This window comes from Aeromicrobium changchenzhani, from assembly GCF_057586615.1.
Map to the genome: position 1 here is coordinate 346,929 of NZ_CM172480.1, position 23,513 is coordinate 370,441.

24 protein-coding genes and 1 tRNA gene are annotated in these 23,513 nt (G+C 61.9%); 10 read left to right on the forward strand and 15 right to left on the reverse strand.

Annotation, left to right across the window (positions count from 1 at the left end; translation table 11 throughout):
* Nucleotides 1–123: 123 nt before the first annotated feature.
* Genes AC2YB9_RS01825 through AC2YB9_RS01835 form a run of 3 tightly spaced genes read left to right on the forward strand, consistent with a single transcriptional unit; the run spans nucleotide 124 to nucleotide 3,874 of the window.
* Complete coding sequence (locus tag AC2YB9_RS01825; protein WP_487267052.1) at nucleotides 124–957, forward strand: oxamate carbamoyltransferase subunit AllH family protein; 834 nt, start codon at nucleotides 124–126, stop codon at nucleotides 955–957.
* A complete protein-coding gene (locus AC2YB9_RS01830) occupies nucleotides 954–2,456 on the forward strand; it encodes an AllF/FdrA family protein (RefSeq protein WP_487267053.1) in 1,503 nt (500 codons plus the stop codon). The genes AC2YB9_RS01825 and AC2YB9_RS01830 overlap by 4 nt, the downstream gene beginning before the upstream one ends.
* Nucleotides 2,453–3,874: a YlbE family protein gene (locus AC2YB9_RS01835; protein WP_487267054.1), complete on the forward strand. Its 1,422-nt coding sequence runs from the start codon at nucleotides 2,453–2,455 to the stop codon at nucleotides 3,872–3,874. The genes AC2YB9_RS01830 and AC2YB9_RS01835 overlap by 4 nt, the downstream gene beginning before the upstream one ends.
* Nucleotides 3,875–3,947: 73 nt before the next feature.
* On the opposite strand, the gene AC2YB9_RS01840 is transcribed toward AC2YB9_RS01835, so the two are convergent.
* Nucleotides 3,948–4,856: a 2-hydroxyacid dehydrogenase gene (locus tag AC2YB9_RS01840; RefSeq protein ID WP_487267055.1), complete on the reverse strand. Its 909-nt coding sequence runs from the start codon at nucleotides 4,854–4,856 to the stop codon at nucleotides 3,948–3,950.
* Nucleotides 4,857–4,896: 40 nt separating this feature from the next.
* Between AC2YB9_RS01840 and AC2YB9_RS01845 the strand changes: the two genes are divergently transcribed.
* Complete coding sequence (locus AC2YB9_RS01845; RefSeq protein WP_487267056.1) at nucleotides 4,897–5,109, forward strand: hypothetical protein; 213 nt, start codon at nucleotides 4,897–4,899, stop codon at nucleotides 5,107–5,109.
* Nucleotides 5,110–5,152: 43 nt separating this feature from the next.
* Nucleotides 5,153–5,578, forward strand: coding sequence for an adenylate/guanylate cyclase domain-containing protein (locus AC2YB9_RS01850; RefSeq protein ID WP_487267057.1), 426 nt, complete (start codon nucleotides 5,153–5,155; stop codon nucleotides 5,576–5,578).
* A 22-nt stretch (nucleotides 5,579–5,600) separates the two neighbouring features.
* On the opposite strand, the gene AC2YB9_RS01855 is transcribed toward AC2YB9_RS01850, so the two are convergent.
* A tRNA-Gly gene (locus AC2YB9_RS01855) sits at nucleotides 5,601–5,674 on the reverse strand.
* 58 nt (nucleotides 5,675–5,732) lie between these two features.
* Between AC2YB9_RS01855 and dcd the strand changes: the two genes are divergently transcribed.
* Nucleotides 5,733–6,308, forward strand: coding sequence for a dCTP deaminase (dcd, locus tag AC2YB9_RS01860; protein WP_487267058.1), 576 nt, complete (start codon nucleotides 5,733–5,735; stop codon nucleotides 6,306–6,308).
* A gap of 100 nt (nucleotides 6,309–6,408) precedes the next feature.
* Here the strand turns inward: dcd and AC2YB9_RS01865 are convergent, their stop codons facing one another.
* From AC2YB9_RS01865 to AC2YB9_RS01885, 5 genes are all read right to left on the reverse strand, one after another.
* Entirely contained in the window at nucleotides 6,409–9,045 is a 2,637-nt protein-coding gene (locus AC2YB9_RS01865; protein WP_487267059.1) for a multicopper oxidase domain-containing protein, read from the reverse strand.
* Entirely contained in the window at nucleotides 9,042–10,220 is a 1,179-nt protein-coding gene (locus AC2YB9_RS01870) for a hypothetical protein (RefSeq protein ID WP_487267060.1), read from the reverse strand. The genes AC2YB9_RS01865 and AC2YB9_RS01870 overlap by 4 nt, the downstream gene beginning before the upstream one ends.
* A 99-nt stretch (nucleotides 10,221–10,319) precedes the next feature.
* Nucleotides 10,320–10,934: an energy-coupling factor transporter transmembrane component T family protein gene (locus tag AC2YB9_RS01875; protein ID WP_487267061.1), complete on the reverse strand. Its 615-nt coding sequence runs from the start codon at nucleotides 10,932–10,934 to the stop codon at nucleotides 10,320–10,322.
* A 10-nt stretch (nucleotides 10,935–10,944) separates the two neighbouring features.
* On the reverse strand, nucleotides 10,945–11,643 hold the full coding sequence (locus tag AC2YB9_RS01880) for an energy-coupling factor ABC transporter ATP-binding protein (RefSeq protein WP_487267062.1): 699 nt from the start codon (nucleotides 11,641–11,643) through the stop codon (nucleotides 10,945–10,947).
* A gap of 9 nt (nucleotides 11,644–11,652) precedes the next feature.
* Nucleotides 11,653–12,249, reverse strand: coding sequence for a biotin transporter BioY (locus tag AC2YB9_RS01885; protein ID WP_487267063.1), 597 nt, complete (start codon nucleotides 12,247–12,249; stop codon nucleotides 11,653–11,655).
* 136 nt (nucleotides 12,250–12,385) lie between these two features.
* Between AC2YB9_RS01885 and AC2YB9_RS01890 the strand changes: the two genes are divergently transcribed.
* Nucleotides 12,386–12,955 (forward strand): TetR/AcrR family transcriptional regulator C-terminal domain-containing protein, encoded by a 570-nt coding sequence (locus tag AC2YB9_RS01890; protein WP_487267064.1) that lies wholly within the window; start codon nucleotides 12,386–12,388, stop codon nucleotides 12,953–12,955.
* Here AC2YB9_RS01890 and AC2YB9_RS01895 read toward each other — a convergent pair whose 3' ends face one another.
* Together AC2YB9_RS01895 and AC2YB9_RS01900 are read right to left on the reverse strand one after the other, a co-directional pair.
* Nucleotides 12,956–14,431, reverse strand: a complete 1,476-nt coding sequence (locus AC2YB9_RS01895) for a GuaB1 family IMP dehydrogenase-related protein (protein WP_487267065.1) — start codon at nucleotides 14,429–14,431, stop codon at nucleotides 12,956–12,958.
* A 99-nt stretch (nucleotides 14,432–14,530) separates the two neighbouring features.
* Nucleotides 14,531–15,211: a class I SAM-dependent methyltransferase gene (locus AC2YB9_RS01900; protein WP_487267066.1), complete on the reverse strand. Its 681-nt coding sequence runs from the start codon at nucleotides 15,209–15,211 to the stop codon at nucleotides 14,531–14,533.
* 50 nt (nucleotides 15,212–15,261) lie between these two features.
* Here AC2YB9_RS01900 and AC2YB9_RS01905 point away from each other — a divergent pair, with 50 nt between their 5' ends.
* Nucleotides 15,262–15,981, forward strand: coding sequence for a Fic family protein (locus AC2YB9_RS01905; RefSeq protein WP_487267067.1), 720 nt, complete (start codon nucleotides 15,262–15,264; stop codon nucleotides 15,979–15,981).
* A gap of 7 nt (nucleotides 15,982–15,988) precedes the next feature.
* Here the strand turns inward: AC2YB9_RS01905 and AC2YB9_RS01910 are convergent, their stop codons facing one another.
* Nucleotides 15,989–16,825, reverse strand: a complete 837-nt coding sequence (locus AC2YB9_RS01910) for a class I SAM-dependent methyltransferase (protein ID WP_487267068.1) — start codon at nucleotides 16,823–16,825, stop codon at nucleotides 15,989–15,991.
* 83 nt (nucleotides 16,826–16,908) lie between these two features.
* Between AC2YB9_RS01910 and AC2YB9_RS01915 the strand changes: the two genes are divergently transcribed.
* Nucleotides 16,909–18,063, forward strand: a complete 1,155-nt coding sequence (locus tag AC2YB9_RS01915; protein WP_487268554.1) for a glycosyltransferase — start codon at nucleotides 16,909–16,911, stop codon at nucleotides 18,061–18,063.
* Here AC2YB9_RS01915 and fabG read toward each other — a convergent pair.
* From fabG to AC2YB9_RS01940, 5 genes are all read right to left on the reverse strand, one after another.
* A complete protein-coding gene (gene fabG / locus AC2YB9_RS01920) occupies nucleotides 18,032–18,775 on the reverse strand; it encodes a 3-oxoacyl-ACP reductase FabG (protein WP_487267069.1) in 744 nt (247 codons plus the stop codon). The two genes, AC2YB9_RS01915 and fabG, sit on opposite strands and share 32 nt — an antisense overlap.
* Entirely contained in the window at nucleotides 18,772–20,121 is a 1,350-nt protein-coding gene (locus AC2YB9_RS01925; RefSeq protein WP_487267070.1) for a class I adenylate-forming enzyme family protein, read from the reverse strand. The genes fabG and AC2YB9_RS01925 overlap by 4 nt, the downstream gene beginning before the upstream one ends.
* Entirely contained in the window at nucleotides 20,118–20,375 is a 258-nt protein-coding gene (locus AC2YB9_RS01930) for a phosphopantetheine-binding protein (protein ID WP_487267071.1), read from the reverse strand. The genes AC2YB9_RS01925 and AC2YB9_RS01930 overlap by 4 nt, the downstream gene beginning before the upstream one ends.
* 78 nt (nucleotides 20,376–20,453) lie before the next feature.
* Nucleotides 20,454–21,287 carry an SAM-dependent methyltransferase gene (locus tag AC2YB9_RS01935; RefSeq protein ID WP_487267072.1) on the reverse strand — a complete coding sequence of 278 codons (834 nt, stop codon included), beginning with the start codon at nucleotides 21,285–21,287 and terminating at the stop codon, nucleotides 20,454–20,456.
* A gap of 110 nt (nucleotides 21,288–21,397) precedes the next feature.
* Nucleotides 21,398–22,279, reverse strand: a complete 882-nt coding sequence (locus tag AC2YB9_RS01940) for an SGNH/GDSL hydrolase family protein (protein ID WP_487267073.1) — start codon at nucleotides 22,277–22,279, stop codon at nucleotides 21,398–21,400.
* Between the two features lie 195 nt (nucleotides 22,280–22,474).
* On the opposite strand from AC2YB9_RS01940, the gene AC2YB9_RS01945 reads away from it, so the two are divergent.
* Nucleotides 22,475–23,485 (forward strand): GDP-mannose 4,6-dehydratase, encoded by a 1,011-nt coding sequence (locus AC2YB9_RS01945; RefSeq protein ID WP_487267074.1) that lies wholly within the window; start codon nucleotides 22,475–22,477, stop codon nucleotides 23,483–23,485.
* Nucleotides 23,486–23,513: the final 28 nt, after the last annotated feature.

Consider the following 23,513-nt stretch of genomic DNA (forward strand, 5'->3'; position numbering starts at 1 on the left):
CCTCTTTGGTCGGATCGTTGGCAACAGTTGCCCTCGCAGATCGTATCAGGGCGGGTTAGTGTCCAAGAACACAGTGATTTTCGAACACCGTTATTTCATTCCTGCGAGGACACGAAAGGCGTCATGACGACTCTCCGCACGTATGTCGCCGCCGCTGCGCCGGAATGGGTCCGCGATCGTCTCGCCGGCCCGGTGCAGGAATGTGTCGTCGTGCACACCGGTCGTCATGCCCTGTATGTCGCGGTGTCAGTTGGGGACGACATCAGATGTGTTGGTTTGCTGTCCGCGACCAGCTCGGTTGTTCCGTGCGGCCTTCGCACCACGGCAGCGGATCTTGACGCATTGACGGGTGGCCCAAGTCCGGTTCAGCCCGGTGACGTCCTGAACATCGGTGCTGGGTTGCTTCGACTTACGGCCGCCGATGTGGGTGTCGGCCGAATCGTAGATCTATCTGCACCGCAGCTTGATCCGGCGGCCGCCGACTCCATGTCGGCGCAGTTGCGTGCAGTCCTAGCTGATCGTTTGGTGGCCGTACGCAATGAACTTCCGACCGAGGCGCTCACGATGCTGGCCCACGCCGATCCGGCAGCCGTACCGCTGCTGCTCGGTCGTGGCAGCGGGCTCACGCCGGTTGGCGATGACGTCGTATGCGGCTGGCTTGCCACGATGTGGGCGGCTCGAGCCGATTCACGCGCGATCGCGACTGCTGCCGCCGAACTCTCCACCGCCGCGACGACGCTGTTGTCGGCCACGCTCCTTGACCGGGCAACCGACGGCGACGTTCTGCCCGAATTTCGCCATTTGCTCCTCACCCTGCGCAGCGGTGACACGAGCGATGAGGCTCTTGTCGTCGATGTGAATCGACTGCTCGCCATTGGACACACCTCGGGAGCGGGACTGCTGCTTGGCTGCCTGCTCGCCTTCGATCACCTCAACCCAAGGAGTCAAACACCATGACCAGCCCACCGACCCTGACCGGCGTGATTCACATCGAGATTCGCAAGGGCGCATATGCCGATTCGGTTGCGCTCCTGCAGGTGAGCAAGGACGTTGCTGCAAGCCCCGGTGTGCTCGCTGCGCAGGTTGCCATGGCCACACCGCTGAATCTTGGGTTGCTTGAGCAGATGGGATTTGTCATCCCCGAATCCTCGACCAATGACATGGTCGTCGCGCTGCGGGTTGAATCCGAGGAACAGATTCCAGCTGCATTGCAGGCGGTCGAAGCTGCCCTTGCGGCGACTTCGCGTCGCAGCGGCGGCGCGGAGGAAGTCATCGCGCCGCGGACCACCACCGCGGCTATGACCCGCATCGATACGTCGATGGCTTTGATCTCGGTGCCTGGTGAATATGCCGCGGCTGAAGCGATGGACGCGCTCGATCAGGGTCAGGACGTCATGATCTTCAGCGACAACGTTCCGCTCGATCAGGAGATCGCGCTCAAGCAGATCGCCGAAGAGCGCGGGCTGTTGGTCATGGGCCCCGACTGCGGGACCGCGATGGTTGGCGGCGTAGGTCTGGGCTTCGCCAATACCGGGCAACAGGGGTCGGTCGGCATCGTTGCCGCCTCTGGCACGGGTTGCCAACAACTCATGTGCCTACTCGACAATGCAGGGGTTGGCATCAGCGCCGCGCTCGGAGTCGGTGGCCGTGACCTCAGCGCCGAAGTCGGCGGTCGGTCAGCGAAGCAGGCCATGCGCCGGCTCGACGCGGATCCGTCCACCGAACTCATCGTCGTGGTGTCCAAGCCGCCGGCCGATGCCGTGGCTGCAGATCTTCGTGCCTTCGCCGAAAGTCTGTCGACCCCGGTGGAATTCGCGCTCCTGGGTGCCGGCCAGGCGGACCTGACCGCAGCAACTGAGGCGGTCCTCGTGACGCTCGGCACGACGGTCCCGACGTGGCCGACTTGGGGTACGCCGGTCAGCACGACGCCGCAGGGCTTCCTGCGCGGGCTATTCGTCGGCGGCACGCTGTGCGATGAGTCAATGCTGATCGCGTCGGAAACACTCGGCCCGATCCGCAGCAACATCCCGCTCGAGCCATCCCTAGCGCTGGATTCGACGATGACTGCTGCGGCCCACCTGATGATCGATTTCGGCGATGACTCACTCACCGTCGGACGCGCCCATCCGATGATCGATCCAACGATCCGACTCGAGCATCTGACCAGCGCTGCGGCGGACCCGGAAACTGCCGTCATACTCATGGACGTTGTCCTCGGGCATGGTTCGGAGTCCGATCCGGCCGCAGCACTCGCACCGGCGGTCGCCCAGGCGATCGCGACAGCAGGTGAAGCAGGCCGCGACCTCCCGGTCGTGATCGCCTGTGTCGGCACCGAAACCGACCCGCAAAATCTGACCCGTCAGGCCACCGCGCTCGCAGCGGCCGGCGCCGAGGTCTTCCTTTCCAACGCTCAGGCAGTACGCCGAGCAGTCAGCCTGATCGGAGGCGCACGATGACCAACAATCAACCGAGCGAAGCACCTGTGGGGATCGCCACCAGCGGCGCCGGCCTGTTTGCCGATGCGCTCGATGCTCAGGCCGTGCCGGTCAGTCGAGTCGACTGGCGCCCGCCGATGGAGGGCACTGGCAACGACATCGCCGCGGTCGCCCTCGACCCGCTACGGCATGCAGCGAATCAGCGGGCTGTGCAGGCCGTGCTCGACGTCCAGGCAATGCTTGTTGACGTTGCACCGGCAAGCGAACTTCTCGGGCTCCAAAAGGGTGAGTTCCTCCACGCCGGCCCGCCGCTGGAATGGGATCGTGCCTCGGGTCCGATGAAGGGCGCTTTGATGGGCGCCGCCGCACTCGAAGGGCTCGTGGACGACCCTGAGGACGCTGCCGCACTGTTCGCAACGGGTGACAACGTCAGCTTCAGCCCATGCCATCACCGCAGCACTGTTGGTCCGATGGCCGGCGTCGTTTCGTCTTCGATGTGGATGTATGTCCTCGAGGATCCCAATGACGGCCGGCGCGCATACTGCTCGCTCAACGAAGGCCTCGGCAAGGTTCTCCGCTACGGTGCCTACTCGCCGCCCGTGCTCGAAAAGTTGCGTTGGATGTCGGCGGTGCTTGGCCCGCTATTGGCCAAGACTGTGCGCGGTGCCGAACCGATTAATGCCACCGCGATCATCACGCAGATGTTGCAGATGGGCGATGAGGGGCACAACCGCAACCGTTCGGCCTCCCTGATGCTGTTGCGCGACTTCGCTCCAGCGATGGTTGAGACCGATGCCCCTTCAAGCGACGTTGCCGAGGTGCTGCGTTTCATCGGCGGCAACGAGCACTTCTTCCTCAATGTCGGTATGCCGGCCTGCAAGCTCGCGATGGATGCAGCCCGTGACATCGAGGGCTCCTCGATGGTTGTGGCGATGGCCCGCAATGGCACGGATTTTGGTATCCAGACCGCCGGCACCGGGGACGACTGGTTCACTGGACCAGCGCTGGTGCCTGATGGCCTCTTCCTTGGCGGTTACGGTCCCGAGGATGCCAACCCCGACATCGGCGACTCGGCGATCACCGAAACTGCCGGTATCGGCGGCTTCGCGATGGCGACCGCACCGGCAATCGTGCGGTTCGTCGGCGGCTCGGTGAAGGATGCCCTAGCGACCTCCCGGCGGATGCGCGAGATCACGCTGGCGCCGAATCCACGCTGGCCAATCCCGGTGCTGGACTTTGCCGGTGCCGCGACCGGAATCGATGTCAGTCAGGTGTGCCGGACCGGAATCCTGCCGCAGATCAACACCGGCATGGCCGGCAAGGTCGCCGGCACCGGTCAGGTCGGCGCCGGACTCGTGACGCCACCGGCGGAAATTTTCCCCGCCGCGCTGGCCGAACTCGCCAAGCGTCGTCGTGACCGCCAAACCACGTCCCGCTGACGAGTCACTCACGTGCGCTGACGAGTCACGTACGTGACTCCTCAGCGCACGTGAGTGACTCCTCGGCGTGGGGCTAGTGAGGGATCACATTGGAGAGCGGTTCTCCGGTGACGAGTCGTCGCGCCTGCGCCTGGATCAGCGCGTTGATTCGCGATCGCATCGCGGTGCTGCCGCCGCCGACATGGGGCGTGATGAGTACGCCCGGCGCCGACCAGAGCCGATGGCCGGTCGGCAATGGCTCCGGATCGGTGACGTCGAGTGCCGCCATGATCCGGCCGTTCTCAGCCAGCAACGCTTCGGTGTCGACCACGGGACCACGGGACAGGTTCACCAGCAGCGCATCATCATGCATACGGGCTAAAAAGTCACGGTCGACCAGATGCAGTGTGTCGTTTGTGAGTGGCATCAGCAACACGATGACATCGGCCTTGGGCACCAGCGTTGGCAACTCGGTGACGGCGTGGATGCCGTCACGGGCGGTGCGTGCGACCCGGATGATGTCGACTTCGAAACCGGCGAGGCGGCGTTCGAGTGCCTGGCCGATGTTGCCGTAGCCGATGATCATGACCGTTCGATCGGCCAGCGATGTGTGGTTCAGAACCTGATCCCACTTGCCGCGGTCCTGGCTGTGAATGAAACTGGGTAATCCGCGTAACGACGCGAGGATGAGCGCAACTCCGAGCTCGGAGGTTGCCGCATCGTGGACGCTGCGGGCATTGCACAACGTGACACCGGCTGGAACCAATGTGATGATGCCGTCGACCCCAGCGGACTGAGTCTGAATCGTCTGAAGCCCCGGCATATGGGCGATGGCTGTGGCGAAGTCCATTCGATCGCTGTACTGCGGAACCCACATGGCAGTCGCGGTTATGTGCTCCCATGGGTCGCCCTCGAGCCACTTCACATACGTGACGCCGTCGACCGGCTCGAATGCGGAAGGATCGAAGGGGATCGTCACTTGAATTGTCGCCGCGGCCGTCATACTGCCAACGTATCGCGGCGGCCGCGATAGGTTGGCTGTTGTGACCGGCATGCTCAAGGAACTAGGGTTCCTCGTCGTTCTCGGACTGCTTATCGTGTCGTTGATTGCCTTGTGGGTCACCGAGCAGCGGCTCCGCCGGGTGCGCCGTGAGGCTGAGAAGTTGCGCGCGGAGCTCGCCAACCACCGGCGCATTCCGGCATCGTCAAGATGGCTGCGCCGACGGCACGGTCACAATCTTCTTCTCCGACATTGAGAGCTCGACCGCGACGAATGAGCGGATCGGCGACAAAGCTTGAGTGGGGCTGCTCGCCAAGCACGACAGCATCGTCCGTGCTGAAGTGGAGAAGGCCGCCGGACACATCGTGAAGTACCAAGGCGACGGCTTTATGATCGTCTTCCGCGACGCCGACTTGGCGGTGGCAGCGGCACTCGGCAGCCAACGAATTATCGGCGCTGGGCGTGGCCGCCGGTTGCAGCGCAACCCGATCCGGGTGCGCATCGGTATGCATACCGGCACCGTGATCGCGAAGGATGGCGACTACTTCGGGCGCAATGTCGCGATGGCGGCGCGGGTTGCGGCAGTGGCTGATGGTGGCGAGATACTCGTGTCCAACGACGTACGCGAACGGCTCGACGAAGGCATCGAATTGGCCGAGGCGGGGGTGTTCGAACTCAAAGGACTCGACGGTGAACACCGACTGTGGCGGGTTGAGTCCGACTAGGCCTGAGGTCAGTAATGACGGGTGGAGCGGACGGCTGGATTTGAACCAACGTCTTCGACCTGGAAGGTCGCTATTCTGCAATTGAACTACGTCCGCATGAGACGCGGACGCCTCAAGGGTCCACACTATTGCATCATGCGTTAGTTTTTGACACGTGCTTCTATCTGATCGTGACATCCTCGCCGAGATCGACGCCGCCCGCGTGCAGCTCGACCCCTTCGCCCGGGACATGATCCAGCCGTCGAGCATTGACGTGCGGCTGGACAAGTTCTTCCGGGTCTTCGACAACCACAAATATCCGCACATCGATCCGGCCGCAGATCAGCCGGACCTGACGCGTCCGGTCGAGGTCAGCGGTGACGAGACGTTCATCCTGCATCCGGGTGAATTCGTGCTCGGTTCCACCTATGAACAGGTGACGCTGCCCGATGATGTCGCGGCGCGGCTGGAAGGCAAATCTTCGCTCGGCCGGCTTGGCTTGCTGACTCACTCGACGGCGGGCTTCATCGATCCGGGCTTCTCCGGCCATGTCACGCTGGAACTCGCCAACGTTGCAACCCTGCCGATTAAGCTTTATCCGGGTATGAAGATCGGCCAGCTCTGCTTCTTCCGGCTCTCGTCACCAGCTGAGAATCCTTATGGCTCGGCCAAATACGGTTCGCGCTATCAAGGTCAGCGCGGTCCGACGGCTTCGCGTTCATTCGCCAATTTTCATCGCACCGAGATCTGAGCACAACCCAGCTTGGGCGGTGGATCAGCAACGTAATGCCGTGTTGGGCGGTGGCTGAGCAACCCAACGCGGCCGCAATTACGTTGCTCAGGCACCGCCCTCAGTTAATGTGGAAGATGCCGTGGGCGCCGCGCTCAGCATCAACCATCACATGTGACACGAAGGGGTAGTTGCCCTTCTGCGGGAATGTCATTTCGACGAACCCGCCTTGGGCTGGGGCGAGCGCCAAGGCTTGTGACGCGCCGCTGCCGGGCTTCAACACATACCTGCCCTCGGCATATACCGTGTCGAACTGGCTGCCGATGACGTGGAATGACGTGGCGCGGTTCGGGCCAGCGTCCAATACCCACACGCGGACTCGTTCGCCAACCTTCGCCGTTAATGGACGGAAATTATATTGATTGACATAGCCGTTGAACACGACTGCATCGGGCTTTTCCGCCTTGATTTTGTCGACATCGACTGTGCCGCCCTCTGACCCCAGATAGAACTCCGACTGGATCAGCACGTAGCTGTGATCAACTTTCGGAAGATCGGGCGGTTCGATGATGACGGCGCCAAACATGCCGTTGGCGATATGGGCCGACATCGGCATGCTCGCGCAGTGATACATCCAAATTCCGGCTTTGGTCGCGGTGAATCGATAGACGAGTGACTTCCCGGGCGCGATCGTGCGCATCGGCTTGTCTGGTGCCAGCGAACCAGCGTGGAAGTCGATCGAATGGCCGATCGTGCCGTCATTGACGAGGGTGATCTCGAAGACGTCGCCAATGCGGCCGTGCAAGATCGGACCGGGCGCCGAGCCGCCGAACATCCACAACCGCTGTGTCACCCCCGGCGCGACAGCACGCTTGGTCTCGCTGACGCGGAACGTATGGCGATGGATGCGCGCGGGCGGTACTGGACGCAACACCGGGCTGTGGGCGGTGAAACTCTTTGGCGGTTTGGCCATGAAGTCGAGGTTGGCCGCGGCGCTGCCCGCACCGTCTGCCGAATGCTTCGTGCCCGGCATATCGCTCATGTTGTGGCTGTTGGCGCGGGCGCTGGCACCGGTCACCACGATCTTGAACACCATGCCCATTTGCCGGTGACCAACGACCGAGCACCAGCCATCGATGCTGCCACCGACAACGCCGACGTCGAGCGTCGTGGACTGGCCGGGTGACAATCGGCCGCTGTTTGCACCGCTCGCCAACACGAGGTCATGGACGGTCTTGTTGTCAGTGTTTTTCACCGCGATTACGAGCCGGTTGCCGGCGGGCACGCTGACCTTGGCGGGATGAAAACGCATATTTTTGGCAGTTACCGCGACACGGGTCACCTTTCCAGTGGGAGTGACCGCGGCCGCGGCGTCCTTCGCAGTCTGGAGATTCGGTGCCGCCGGGTTCGGCGCGGCGCTCGGCCGTACCGCAATGCCAGCAGAAACGGCAACGAGGACGAGTGCAAGGCCCGTGGCGACCATGCCAGCCCGTTGGCCCTTCGGCGGCACGACCGCAGCTATTCGCGGCTGCCGGATGCCCGCACTGATCATCTTCTTTGAGCTGATTTTGGCCTGCCGCGATGCCAGCATCGCGCGGGTCATGAGCGGGAGGTATGCGGCTAGAGTCGCAACGACCACGCTGGCGGCCAGCAGACGCACAATGTGAGGGGCAGGAAATGCGCACACGAGCAGGCCAGCATTGACTGCGGTGACCCGAAAGGCTGCGGCGCGTTCGAGCTCTTTGCTGGCCGCCCGCACTGCCGACGGTCCGCCACCGAGTGCCATGGGAATCAGATAGGTCATCGCACCGAGTAGCACCTGTGCGCCTACGGCGACTGCGATGAGCGGCGTGAACCAGGCCAGTCGTTGGCCAGCAGCGAGCCAGGTCGAGGCAGTGGCCAAGGCAACCGCGATGGCGATGAGGCAGCCAAAGAACCAGACCAACCCAGCCATGACCGACCAGGTTGAGTAAGACGCAGGCGTCTTGTTGCGTGCGGTCGACAGGAACGGTCGGGCCACCAGCGTGAGCCCGGCAAGGTAGCCGATGATTCCGGCCACCGCGACGAGTCGTGAGCCGATCAGCGCGCCACCGGTGATCAGTGCGATCGAGGCTAGGAAGATCGGTAGGGCGCGGCGGGTTGCCAATTCGGCATTGTCCACGATCTTGGTCCGCAGCATGGTCGGCCAGAAGGTGACTTGAGTGCCGATAATCGTCAGGCCCATCCAGCCCAACAAGTTGATCGAGGTGTGGGCGAGCAGGAATTGGTCGTGCAGCGGATCGCCCAGGCCATAAGCGAGCGCGGCGCCGAAGCCTGCGCCGATCGGGAGCAGAGCGGCTGCGGCAATGTAATAACGCACAGTTGCGGCAAATCGGTCCGGTAATGCGCGATGCATCAGCAGCGCGAATGCGGCACCGTGCCACAGTGCAGCAATCCCGACGGCCGTTGCGCCGGCGACCGTGAGTGGCCACAGATCGGTGAGAACGCCGGTGACGACCGCAATCACACCAGCATTGAGCACCATGAGACGAATTGATTGATTGCGCAAATTCGCAGCGCTCGGTGCGGTTTTGAGCAGCGCATCGGCGAAATAGCGGCTCCAGACGAAGATCGAATGGCTGAGTGCACCGAGCAGAAACAGGTGAATCATGAGCCAACGCGGGGTATCTAACCACGGCTCGGTCATGATCGCTATGGCCAGCGCACCGAGCCACAGGATTGCCGGCAGATCACGGAGTGGCTGGAAGCCGCGGGTCACAGTCTGGTCTCGGGGGTGCTAATGCCAAGTCCACTGGAACTGGGCGGAACGGGTGATGAATTCGTGGGCGTCCGCGCGGACGCTATTGGCTTTGCGAACACCGCTGACCAGATTGCAGTGACAATGAACAGCAGGAGCGCGGTGGCGTTGAGGATTCCACCAAGTTGCCAAGCAGTATGACTGCCATGGGCGTCACCCAGCCACAGCCGAATCAATAGCGAGATATGCAGTAAGCCGACCGGAATGATCAACGCCGGGTGGTAGGGGAGCGGCACGCGCAGCACTGCGGGCAGGATCACCGGCGCGTGCGCCATGATCATCGAGATGGTGAAGCCGAGGAACACTGCGTGAATGACAGCGTCATACCGGACACCTGTCGTTGCCGGCCCGCCCACGATCCAGATAACTGCCGCCACGACAAGCCAGAAATACCCCGTCAACAGACAACCGGCTATATAACGTGGCAGCCCGGTCGACGTGAGGGTGTGGCGGGCGACGTCATGGATGATGAGCCACGCGACCATGGCGAGCAAGGCCAGCCCGAGGAGCGGGTAGCCCACTTCGGGCCAGAGCAAACTGGCGCAAACGCCGAGCACGAAGAATGCGCTGAGCGACAACAAATCTCGACCGGCGCGGGCCCCCATGGCCAGCCGGGCCAGTTCGAGCCGTTCGCCGCAGATGGTGAATATGACGAAGCCAGCTAGCCACGGGATGAGTAGCTCAATGGGGGTGCCACCAACCCACATGATGCAGGCGCACGCACCGAATACGGCGCCGAATGCCTGGATGAGCACGGCATCATCGCGCTGCCGGCGCCACAGTGGAATGTAGAGCGCAACGAAGCCCAGCATGCCAGCCAGTTGCACGGTCTTGCCAACCGCTAGAGGTGCTGGCGACATCAGCAGCAATCCGCTTGCGCCCAGCAATGCGGGTGCGGCGAAACCCAATGACTTGCGGAGGGCAACTGCGCGTTCTAAGCAGATCAGGGTGCCCACGAAACCGAACACCATCAGCATGCCGTGCACGTCCGGCAGGCGCTCGGTTACGATCGGTGCGCCGACACCGAGCAGGATCAGGGCCGCGTCGAGGCCCGCAAGCAACGCGATAATCCCGGGGACAAGAAAGACCGCACGCCGTAGTACTGGCGGGGCGGTACCGGTCAACTTAATTATCACGGTTATCAGTGTATTAATTAGTCTGGCCTTGTTTAATCCACTGGCCACCGGAGCGCTGAAACTCGGGCCGCGCAGTGAATGGAACGACGCATGAGGGAGCTATTCGTCGCCGATGCCGCGCGCCGCCAACGCCTCTCCCATCGCGTGCGCATGCGCAACGGTGCGGATTGCCATCGGCGCGAGTTGGGCACGCGGGCTGCGCTCAAGACCCCGGGCTTTAGCCGCTTCTCTAGTTTCGCCGAGGATCTCGAAGATGCGCGGGATCGCGCCGATCATCAAAGCAAACGACAGCGCCACTTTGTCGGGATTCACACCGAGTCGGCGGAATGGGCCGAGCCCCCGGGCGATCGCGTCGAGCATTGAATCGGTCGGAGTTGTGGCCGTGACGACGGTCGCGGCGATGACGAGGGCGACGGTTGTGGCGGCAATTTCGACCGCCATCGGCCAGCCGCGTTGCCACCATTGGAACGCGGCGAGGATCGCGATGAGGATTAGCACCGGCCGCAAGCTGCGGAGCAGCGTGCCGGGCTTGATCCGGGCGTATGTGGCCAAGGCAAGTGCAACGGCGACGGCGCCGAGTGGCAGCCAAGGCCCGCTGAGCGCGACGACCACGATTCCGAACGCGAACATCAATGCCAGTTTGATACCGGCCGGCGTGCGGTGGATCAGGGTATGACCCGGTTGATGGATACCTAGCGGGAGAGATTTTTTCACCGGATTGACTTCACGATAGGGCGACCAGTTCACGGTAGGCGGCGACGGCTTCGGTGGGGGCGCCGTCGAAAGCGATCGCACCGTTGTCGATGACGAGGGCGCGATCGCACCGTGTGGCGAGTTCTAAGTCGTGGGTCACCAGCAATAGTTGCTGGGGCAGGCCAAAGAGCCGTTCGGCGATCGTGTTGGCGTTGCGCAGATCCAGGAGTGTGGTCGGTTCATCCGCGATAATGATTGCCGGCTCGGTGGCCAGGACACCGGCGAGTGCAAGCAACTGTTGCTGCCCACCGGACAATGCATGGACGCTGGCCGAGGCGCGGTGGCCGAGATTGAAGGTGTCAAGGACTTCATGAGCGCGCCGCTCACGAGCAGCTTTGTCCGGCACCGAGCGCCGCAGGGAGAGGCACACGTCCTCAAGCACGGTCGGCATGACGAGTTGCGCAGCCGGCTGGGTGAACACGAAGCCAACGCGGCGGCGTACGGCCGCGCCCTTGTCGGCCACATCGAGACCATCGACGATAACTCGCCCAGATGCTGGCGTGACCAGCCCATTGACGAGCCGTGCGAGTGTGGACTTGCCCGAGCCGTTGGGCCCAATCAGCGCGATCCGATGCTCGGTCAGCGTGGCACTGATGTTGTGCAGGATCGTGACGTCACCGTCAGCGGCCGGAGCCGTAACGGTGACCGCGTCGATCTCGATGTGAGCCACAAAAGCAGACTAGCGATGCTTGGCGATCAGTGCGGGGAAGGCCCGGTGGACCGCCGCCGCGATGATTGCCGCAACCGCGAGCTTGACCAAGTCGGCGGGTATGTAGACCGCCGCCGCCTTCAAGGTCGAGCCATAGGGTGTGTCGGCATACAGGGCGATGCCGAACGCTCCGACGACCCAGTCGAACAGCTCTGCAACGACGCCGCCAGCGAACACAATGCCGACCGTAATCGCAGCATTTCCGCGGTGCAGCAGGGAGACGATCAGGCCGATGATCGCCGCCGCAAATGGAAACGCGATCAGATAGCCGGCGGTTGGCCCGCTGAATGGGGCGAGACCGCCGGTGCCACCGGCGAACACGGGTAACCCAGCGGCACCAACTGCGAGATAGAGCAGCGCTGCCAAGAAGCCGCGCCGGGCGCCGAGGACAGCCCCGGCCAAGAAGATGGCGAACATCTGCAGGGTGATCGGGACGCCATTGGCGCCGAACGGTAGTGCGGCCGCAACCGAGCAAACTGCGATGAATGCGGCGAAGGTCGCGATCAGGGCGAGGTCGACTGTCGTGCTGCTGGCCGACCGGGGGGTTTTGTTCAGAGTCGTGTTCATGGTGATCGCTTCCGCGGTCGAGGCCAGCCGACGGCCGAAGCCGTAACTGAACGATGGTCAGGTGAACGGTGTTCAGGTTAGCCGATAGGATGGAAACTAGGATCAGGGCGGTCGCCCAAAAAGTCTGGAGAGTGCAATGCGCAATCGTCGCAGCGACGTCGTCGAACGGGCAATCAAGGTCTTGGACGACTATGGCCTCGGCGACCTATCGATGCGCCGGATCGCCGGCGATCTTGGCGTTCAGCCCAGCGCGCTCTATCACCATTTCGTCAGCAAGCAGGAGCTGCTGGCGGCGGTCGCCGATGAAATTCTGTCGCGCGCAATATGGCCCGGAGACGAGACTCTCGACTGGGATGTGCGGCTTGCCACCAACGCCCGTGTGCTCCGTGATGCGATGCTGGCCTATCGCGATGGGGCTGAACTGATCGCGACCGTTCATGCCTTCGGCATCGGCGGGCAGGTCCCGTACGCTCGGCTGCTCACGACGCTTGAGCGGGCTGGCTTCGACGCGGTCTTCGCTCCGGTCGCGGCGGCGACGCTGCTGCACTTCGTATTTGGCCACGTGCTCGACGAACAAACGCATCTTCAAGCCGGCAGCGTCGGCGTGATTGATGACGATCCGCGCACGGATCAGGATGCCTCGTTCGCATTGGGACTCAGCATCATTCTCGACGGCATACGGGCAAAAACACTCAGCACCCGCTGATCACCAGCTCGTGCTGAGCGGTCGCCCTTCCTCATAACCGGCACTGCTCTGGACGCCGACTGTCGCCCGGGCAGCGAATTCGCCGATCGTTCGGGCGCCGGCGTAGGTTGCACTGGAGCGGACACCGGCAGTGATGGCATCGACCAGGTCCTCAACGCCGGGACGCTCCGGGTCAAGGTACATTCGCGATGAGCTGATGCCCTCCTCGAACAGGCCCATGCGTGCACGTTCGAAACCGGCCGCATCGCGGGTCCGATTGGACACCGCGCGGGAGGATGCCATCCCAAAAGATTCCTTGTAGGCGCGTCCATCGGAGCCGAACTTGAGATCGCCGGGGCTCTCATACGTGCCGGCAAACCACGAGCCGATCATGACGCTGGCGGCACCGGCTGCCAAGGCGAGCGCGACGTCACGGGGATAACGCACACCGCCATCGGCCCACACGGTGGCACCGAGTCGAGTTGCCTCGGCAGCGCACTCGAGCACGGCAGAGAACTGTGGCCGGCCAACGCCAGTCATCATGCGAGTAGTGCACATGGCGCCTGGGCCGACGCCGACCTTGATGATGTCAGCGCCCGCGGCGACAAGATCGGTGACCCCACCAGCCGAAACGACGTTGCCCGCGGCAATCGGGATATGGCGACCGGTGGCGGCGTGCGCATCACGTACGGCGGCCACGATCGGCAACGCGTCGAGCATCTTGCCCTGATGACCATGCGCGGTATCGACGACCAGAACGTCGACACCGAGGTCGACCAGGAACTCGGCCTTGCCCTTGACGTCACCGTTGATACCGATCGCGGCGCCAACAACGAGGTGTCCTTCGGCGTCGACTGCGGGCTGGTAGATCGTCGAACGGAGGGCGCCCTTGCGGGTGATGACGCCGAGAAGTGTGCCGTCGCGCATGACCGGCGCGAAGTCGAGATGTTTGGCGGCAAGCTGTTGAAACAATCGCTTCGCGAGCGTTGCTCGATCAATATCGTCAGAACCAGCATCGAGGGTCTGAACCTCGGTGCTCATAACTTCGTGGACCTGAGCGAACCGGTCGACCTCGGTGCCATCATGCTCGGTGATGATGCCGACTGGCAGGTCATTATCGACGACCAACAAGGCGCGATGGGCACGCTTGGACAGCAGGCTCATCGCCTCACCGATCGTGCTGTTCGGCTCGACGGTGACCGGGGTGTCATACACAGTGTGTGCGCGCTTGACTCGGACAAATGTGCTCGCGACGACGTCGAGCGGGATGTCCTGAGGGATGATCGCGATGCCGCCGCGGCGCGCGATTGTCTCCGCCATACGGCGGCCGGAGATGGCCGTCATGTTCGAGACGACAAGCGGGATCGTGGTGCCGACCCCATCGGGAGTCGTCAAGTCGACATCGAACCGTGACGTGACATCAGAACGGCTCGGCACCATGAAGACATCGTTGTAGGTCAGGTCGTATGGCGGCTGCAGATCATTCAGAAACTTCACCCGCCCAGCCTAGCCCGAGGATCAGACGATCGAGACGTCCATCGAATCGGTGAACGTGACGGCCCGGTCGATGAGCGTGACCTGGCCACGCGGCCGGTTCTAGCGAAAGTCGAGCAGCATCGTGTCGGGTGGTTCGGGTTCGACCGGAAGGCCTTCCTTGTCGACCTGAGCGCGCAGGCAATGAGTTTGGTGTCGCAACCGAAGGCTTCCTGATCGGGCGCCGTAATCAACAAAGAGCTCACGGACCCGGCCGAGGTCGGTTTCGGTCGTGGCCGGCGCCATCGTGGCCCGCGCGAACTTCATCAGCCCATCGAGATCCAGCTGCTCCCAACTACCGAACTCATTTCGTTCGGGCTCGCCGAATAATCCCGATGCGCTCAGGGTGTCGACTCGTTCAGTTGTGTCGGTGCGTTCGCCGATGATTTCGCGCATCTTGCGAAGCCATGGGATCGAGTCGTCATAGGTCTGTGCGACCGTCGACAACAGCCCACCGGTGCGCAGCACCCGTGCGAAGTCGGCGAGCGCGGACGTTGGGCGCCGAATGTCGGGGGCGACGATCACATCGAAGGAATCGGAGGTGAAGGGCAACCGCGGCCCCTCGGCTTGGACATAGGAAATGTCCGAGTGTCGAACGCCGCTCAGTTGTTCAGCGACGACAACAACCTCGTGACCTTGATCGGCGAGTTGGAACGCCAACGGATTGTCACCGAGGTGAAGAACGCAGGCAAGTTGACCGCCGACAAGCCACTTGGCGGTGCGATCTGCATACGGAAGGTTCATTGCCTCAAGGCTACCGGCAGCACCGTGATTGCGACCGATACGCTGCAGGCGTGTCAAGTGATCCGTTCATCGCCGCCGCCGAACTCGAAGGCGTTCCATCTGCATACGCCGCCACCCGCGACGGTTTCGACTCAATCTTGCGTGACCGTGGATTGCGTAAAAGTACGCCCGACGACACCGCTGAGTCGCTGCTGCGCGGCGCGGTGGCCACGGCCGCGATCGAGGGCAGTGAGTACGACGCCGAGCAACTCCGCTCCGGCGAGGGCGATCCGACCGCACGGGCCGCGGTCCTGTTGTCGACCGAACTGCTTGGGCTCGTGCCGGTGTGGAATCGCACGCCATTGCAAGCGATCGCGCGTATCCATGCCCTGGCGGCCGCCGGCTCGGTGCCCGATGCTGATCTTGGTCGGCCGGCCAATCCCGACGGCGTCGAGCGACTCGCGTTGCTCAGCCAACTGGTCGGCGAACCCACCAAGGCCCCCGGACTCGTTGTGGCAGCCCTCGTACACGCTGAAATCGCTTCTGCAGGAGTGTTCGTTTCTCACAACGGCGTCGTTGCCCGAGCCGTCGAGCGTCTCGTACTGGTCGCCAAGGGCGTCGACCCCGCGTCGCTCACCGTCCCCGAGGCTGGCCATGCCGTTGAAGCCGAGGGTTATGCGCATGCGCTGGCCGCATATGGACGCGGCGACGCCAATGGTCTGCACCAATGGCTGATGTACGCGTCACAGGCCTTCGCGCGTGGCGCGGAAGCCTCACCGCTGGCGCGCTGAGAGCGCTTCAACCCTCATCAGGATCGGGTGGCACCGGCAGCCGATCCGTGGCGACGAGGCCGAAATCGGAACGCAATCCAGACTTAGCCAACAGCCGTTGCAGCAGTGGGCTTTGGGTTGACCAATAGGTGAAAACCTCGACCAGCCCGAACTGGTTCGTCAACTCCGCCTCGAGCGCGCGCTCGTCGACGCCGTTGCGTACGACGTGGTATTCGACAAGGTCAGACGGTTCGCTCTCAGAGTAGGTACCTTTCGCGCGCCGAACTCGGGTCGCAAGACCACGGCGGAAGTTGCCTTGGCCGATCCGCCAGGTGAAATAGGCGCCCCGACTCGCGATGTGGGTCGTCGTCGTGCGCCGAGAGTAATACATCGGATCCTGGACCGAGTAGAACCAGCCGCCGGGACGGACCAAAACGCTCAAGCGGCGAACGAAATTCACGTAGTCGGGGATGTGGTGCAGCAGAGAGGCGCACACCACGGCGTCATAACGATCCGTGTTCGTGAAGACGTCCTCGCCGCTATGGTCGAAAAATATCTCGACGTCGTCACGGTCGGCGTATTTGGCGGTCAGCATCGTCGCGCTGGCTTCGCTGGCTTCGGTGACGGTAACCCGCGCACCCGCGGCGAGTAGAAAATCGGTGAATGTTCCGTGTCCGGCACCGATCTCGAGGACGTGGCATATCCCTTGACGTTCCACTGTCGCCTTGACCAGTGAGTGCAGACGCGATTCAATCATCGAACGCAATTGCGGGTGCCGTAGGTGCGGTGATCCCTTGACGTAGTCGTGACCCACGCCATGGGCAGTGTTCTGCGAATCGATCACTTTGTGGGGCTGCTCAGCCATGCTCGACTCCTCTCGATGTTCAGACCTTACCGGCTGGCGTGCTGACTGAAGTAGGCTGAGGTCGTGCATAGGCGAAGAATTTGATGATCGGCGAGGAGCATCGGGGGTCCCGACCCGTTGGCGCCCCGGCAACGATCGTCATCGACGCGATGAGTGCAGATTTCGGCGGCATCCGTACGTATGTCGAGCAGTTGCTTGGCCGATGGGCGGAAGTATTTCCTGATGACCGATTGCACGTCCTCGTTCCGGTTGGGTCGACGGTGTCCATCGGACCGCACATCCGCCACGAAGTGCGGGTGTTGCCGCCCACGATGGTGGGTCGACCATTTGCACAGACGTTGCTGATCCGTCGGCTGGTGAAGCGGATCAACGCGGATGCTGTCCTCGCTACGATGCCGGCCACGACATTGTGGCATCCGCGTTGCCCGCTGATCGTCGTCGTCCACGACCTCAGACACGAGTTGCGGCCCGACCAGTTCGATCGGCTACGGCGGGTGTTGCGTTACGTGTCCTACCGGCGCAGTTATCGGTTGGCCGATCGGTTTATCGCGGTTTCGGCTAGAACTCTCGACGATCTTCATGCCTGCCATCCGGAGTTGCGGAATAAACCGGCCGCAGTGGTCCACCATGGTGCCGATCACGTGCTTGTTTGGGGCACACCATCACGGCAGGGACCGGCGGTGACATTCGCCCATCACAGCAACAAGAACCCAAATCTGGTGATCGATGGTTGGGCGGAGTTAGCGCAGCGCGACGGCGCGGCCCCGCCACTCGTCATCGTGGGATTGTCGGCCGCGTTACGGGAGACGCTTCGGCAGATTGTGGTCGGCCGCGGTCTTGACGATGTAGTGGAACTCGCACCATTCGTGTCCGAAGATCGCTTCCGGTCGATCTTCGCGGCGGCAAACATGATTGTGTTCCCGTCCGACTTCGAAGGTTTCGGGCTCCCAATTGTCGAAGGAATGATTCTCGGTAAGCCCGTCGTCATCGGACCTGACAAGGCTGCAGTTGAAGTTTCGGGTGGCCACAGCGAGGTAATGGCGGACTGGACTCCGGCGGCGCTCGCCAACGCCGTGGAGCGTGCTGCTGCGATGTCGTCAGAACAATTAGCGCTGGCCGAGGCACGGGGACTGGAATTTTCTTGGACTAACTCAGTGCGACAGACACGAGATGCGCTGCTCGCCGATGAGGGTCCGGCACGGCCGTTCAGGCGGTCAGGCCGCCGTCAGCCACGATGACCTGTCCGGTGATGTAGTTATTCTCGGGGGCAGTCAAAAACTGCACTATCCGCGCGATGTCGGCTGGTTCGCCGAGACGTCCTGCTGGTGTGCGACGAATAATCTGCTGAAGTTGTGCCTCATCAAGACCGTGTGACATCTCAGTCCGAAGGTAGCCTGGCGCTACCGAATTGACGGTGATACCGCGCGAACCCAGCTCGCGTGCCAGGGCGCGTGTCATCCCGTCCATTGCCGCCTTGGTGGCGCTGTATACCGCGAGTCCGCGATAGCCGGACAGACCGACGATTGACGAGATATTTACGATGCTTCCACTGCCGCGAGCTAGCATGCGTCGCGACACCAATCGACTCATCTGCAAGGTGCCCTTGAGATTCAGGTCGATGACAATGTCGATGTCGTCATCGGTTGCGAGGCTCAGAATGCCATCGCGAGCGACACCAGCATTGTTGACGAGTACGTCGATGGTCTGCCAGCGCTCGACCACATCCTTGACGAAGCCCGAAGTCTGATCGCGGTTGCTCAAGTCCACTTCATGGAAGAGGAATCGACCAGCTAATGCCGGATCATTCTCCCAGCGTTCAATTGCAGGGGTACGTGAACGGGCGCAGGTAGCCACGCGGTCGCCTGAGTCGAGATATGCCTGGACAATGCCGGCACCGAGACCTCGGCTACCACCGGTCACGATTACATTGCGGACCAGCTGCTCGGTCATGCCTTCGCACCTCTCAAGAGTTTGTTGCCGATCGTATTCATACTGTCGACGAAACGAATATTGCGTGGTCGCGATGCCGGTGGAAAATCGGCGCACGCCTTGCGGATCTCAGTTTCGATGGCATCGGTGTCGTGGCCCGCTGCGGCGACGATCTCAACCGCGACGATACTGCCAACCATGGCATTTGGTCGTCCGAACACGCGGACTAGGTCGACCCCAGCCACGCTACCGATGCGATCTTCAATCGGCAATGGATGCACTTTGACTCCACCGACATTGATCACCTCGGAGCTGCGCCCGCGGAACTCGATACGGTCCTCCACGATCTCGACGAGATCGCCCGTTGCGCGCCATGCGCTGGCGTCGATTGGCTGCTTGCCATAGTAGCCAAGCATGGAAGCTTTCGACTTGACCCATAACTCGCCGTCGACGACTTTGAAAACGACGTCGCCGCCTTCGTCCATCAGACTGACGGGCAGACCTGCCACGCCATCGCGTACGGTCACGGTTTGCCCTAATTCTGTGGCACCATAAATTTGCGACACCCGTGTGTCAGGAAACCGGTCGGAAATTCTTTGTAGCAGTGCGGATGGCACTGCCTCGCCACTCAGGGTTATTTGTTTAAGGGGCGGCACCGGGCCGCCATCACTTTGTAATTCGGCCAGCAGAAAGCGCCAGAAGGTTGGTGTGCCGCTGGCGTGGGTGACATCCCAGCGTCGCATGGCGGCGAGGCCGTCGCGTGGCTGAAATGTGTCCGCCGCGATGAGCGTTGCTTGGGCGGCCAAGATATGGATCATGATCTGCAATCCACCAAATTGATTCAGGCCATAAGCGAGAAGCCATCTCTGATCGCGCGCTGGCATGATCCGGTCGGTGACCGAAAGCACGCGGTCCCACCGGTGCCGCGCGGCCTGCGGGCTGCCACTTGTCCCGGTTGTCAACACCATGAGCTGCGCATCAGGTCGAGCAATTTTTGGAACCTGTGCACCGTTATCCTGCGTCAGCTCGGTGGGATTGATTATCCCAGCCCCTAGGAGGCTCGAGCGGGTCGTGACAAGGTGCTCATGCTGGAATTCGGATCGGAAGGCGTCGATTGCCTCGTCGGTAGCCGCGATCGGATAAATGCATGATTCTGACCCTGCGAGTGATGCTCCCGCCAAAAGCGTGACGACCGATGCCGGCTCGTTGTCGAGAATAGCGAAACGGTCGATGCCGCGTGCGGTTAAGTTTGCCGCAACCACCTCGGCATTCTTCAGGAGTTCCGCAAATGTTGTGGTGCCGCGGGAGGTGATGACTGCTTCTTGCTCAGCGCACTGTGCGGCCGCGATCCGCAGTAGTTCGATCACGCTGCGGGCGATGTATCGGCGCCGTAGAAGTCGAGTATTTGACCAACCGTTTGGGCCATGATGCCGGCACTGAATGGATCACTGCCAAGATCATCTTCGAGCATTGATGAGAGTTCCGCGGTCTCGAGTGAATCCAAGCCGAGGCCCTTGGCGTAAAGCGATGTTTGGGGATTCACGTCGGTTTCTTTGTTAGCCCTGACCAAGAATCGGTTAATCGTTTCTGTGGCCAAACCCCGAGAGCTTTCGGTGCTCATATGTGCTCCAATTAGTAGGAATAATGCGACACTCAACCCAACGATGCGCGCGTCGAAAGGTTATCGGGGTCGTTGTGGCTAGGCGGGCTTGTATGCAGACAGTATTCCGTACCCGAGAGTTCCATCCCGCCAAAAACCTTCGAGGATATCGAGCGACGCTTCGAACGTGGCGAGACCGTCGGGTCCTAGAATTTCAACGACACCTGTGTGTCGTTCGACAGCAGTGGCTCGCCACCGATCGAACGTTGGCAGGGTCTCGGCCGTGATATCGGTGACCTTGTCGACAACAAGCCCAACGTCCTTGGCATTCGCCACGTAGGTGTCGAGTTGATCCATCCGGGCCGCGCCGAACGCGCCGCGGAGCACAGCGAAATCTGCGCGACGGTCACGTAGTTCCGCGAAAGGAATCTCACGCCGCCGGATAATGTCACACAAAACCATCCGCCCGCCTGGCTTCAGAACTCGCGCGCACTCGGACAGCAAGGCGTGCCGATCTGGCATCAGGTGGGATGACTCAAGGACCCACACTCGCTCAAAACTCGCATCAGGGAGACCGTTTGCGGTCCCGTCACGCTGTTCAAAGGTCGCCGCTTTGACGCCGGCCTGAGCTGCCCGTTCCGTCGCAGCAACGACACCGATCCCACTTGTCGTGATGCCAAGTACCTCGACACCAAATTCGGTTGCCAGCCGAACCGCTGGCGCGCCCGATCCGCAGCCGACATCGAGGACTCGTTGTCCTGGCTCAAATCGCGCGGCACGGATCATGAGCGAGGTGAGTTCACTGGTCGCCTGCTCGAGCGGCTCGTCGCCGGAGTTGAACACGCCATAGTGGAGCTCGTCGCCCAGCAGCAATCCCCAGGCTTCCGTTACCCGGTCATAATGAGCGGCCGGATCGTATTCCTCGTGAGTCATAGTTTTCCTGCCGTCAGTGTCAATTCGATGCCGGATGTGGCCTTCCATCGTGTCGGCAAGCCAGCCAAACGGGTCACAGCCTAGCACCGGAATTCGCGTGGTTGGGGTGTTTATTTGCCGATTGTGGCGAGCTTGCGCTCGAGGACCGGGCGAACGGCCCGAGCGACCGCTTCGACGCCCTTCACCCGCGGATGGAAATAGGTGCCGTCGCCATTGGTCACGTTCATCGCGTTGACCCAGGCGTCGTCGGGACTCGCACACGCATCGTGGCCTTTCGACCGTGAGCGCATGAACACGACCATGCTGTTGGTGGCTTTCGCCGCCGAACTCATCGTGTCGGCGAGTTTGCCTTCAACCATTGCGGCGGCATGCAGGTCCGACGGTGCAATGGCCACCGTGCTGCAGGCGCCTGAGTCCGGCATAAGCCGAAGATAGGTGACCAATACAACCAGCGCGTCAGGCGCTCGCGAATGGACCTGGTCGAGCACTTCGACGATGTTGTTGTGGATAGTCCCAAGCGACAAGGGGAGTTGACGCAATGTCGATCGGCATGCCGCGGCGGTGTTCGCCGGAGGGATGTAGCAGGACGAAAATAATAATGGGATGAACTGTTCATCGTTGCCGCCGATGCTGATGGTCACGATGTCAGCTTTCTTGGTGACAGATTCGATCTGGGCGGGAACTTCCTGATTATCCAGTGTTCTAGAACTACTCAGGACTCCTGCGGTCGTGGCGCCGATACAACTTCGATCGACAAAATGGCCGATGCGGAGCTCCTTGGCGAGCAACGAAGGCCAGTTGCGATCTGATCGTTGACATGGCCCGCTTGAGCGACCGATGCCAGCACCGGCGACCGCCGAATCACCGAGTGCGACATACCGAGCCGTGCTTGCGGTTTCCGTCACATCGGTGCTGCCGCAGGAAGCCACGAAGCTGGTACACAGCGCCGCCGCAACTAGAATCATCGCGCCACGAAGTCTTGCCATTTTCATGGCCCAAGGATAGCGATTCCATTAGGTCACGAAAGACACACGGCAAGCGTTGGACGTGCCAGCTTCGTTTGGCCCTGCGACGTCGGCCATGTGGGTATCATGAAAACCGTTCGCGCGGGGTAGCTGCAGAGGTCGATTTGGACAGAGGTTTGGCATGAGACGTGTACCGCCGACCGTGATGGTTGAGCCGCTCCGGTGACGGTCAATCGCACTGCGCTGATCACGGGCGTCGCTGGACAAGACGGTATGTATCTGGCGCGCTTGCTGCGGTCGAAGGGCTGGCATGTGGTTGGGACGGTGCGCCCAGGCATTTCGTCGATTGCGCGGATGGCCCCATATTTGAGTGATGTCGAGATCGTCGATCACGAGTTGACCGATGCACTGCGGTTCGACGACTTGCTGAGTCGATTCGCGCCTGAAGCGGTCTATAACCTTGCCGCGTTCAGTTCGGTCGGTCGAAGCTGGGACGATCCGGGACTCGTCACCCGGACAAATGCTCTCGCTGTGGAAGACATGTTGCAGAGTCTGCTGCGCTATCGGGACAAGACCGCGCGTGAGATCCGCTTCTTTCAGGCGTCAACGGCCGAGGTGTTCGGCGGGGAGGTCGACGGTGCACTTGATGAAAACACACCACATCGGCCACGTACGCCGTACGCAATTGCGAAAAGCGCCGCCCACCACTTTGTGGTCGCCTATCGGGAGAAGTACGACCTGTTTGCGTGCAACGGAATTCTTTTCAATCATGAAAGCCCATTCCGGGGACAACAGTTCATCGCCGGCAAGATCACTCGTGCCGCGGCCGAGATCGCCCAAGGTGGTCACGCTGAGATCGCTTTGGGCAACATTGACATCGAACGCGACTGGGGGGCTGCTGCCGACTACGTCGACGCGATGGCGCGGGCGCTCGACCACGGTCGGGCCGATGATTACGTAATAGCCACCGGTACGAGTCACACTCTCCGGCAGATGCTGGTCGCCGCATTCGATGCGGTCGGAATGGCGGATCCCATGCAATATGTTGCGCTTGACTCGCACCTGTGGAGCTCAACGCAGGCGTCGGCGCTCCGCGGTGATGCCGCCAAGGCCCGTCGACAGCTCGGCTGGGCGGCGACAACATCATTTGAGGCCCTGATTGCCACCATGGTTGGGATCGACCGTCGAAGGATCGTTTCGGGACTCGATGAATCCGCTGACTATCTGGGCTGAACCTGAACCGGTTCGGACACCATGGAAT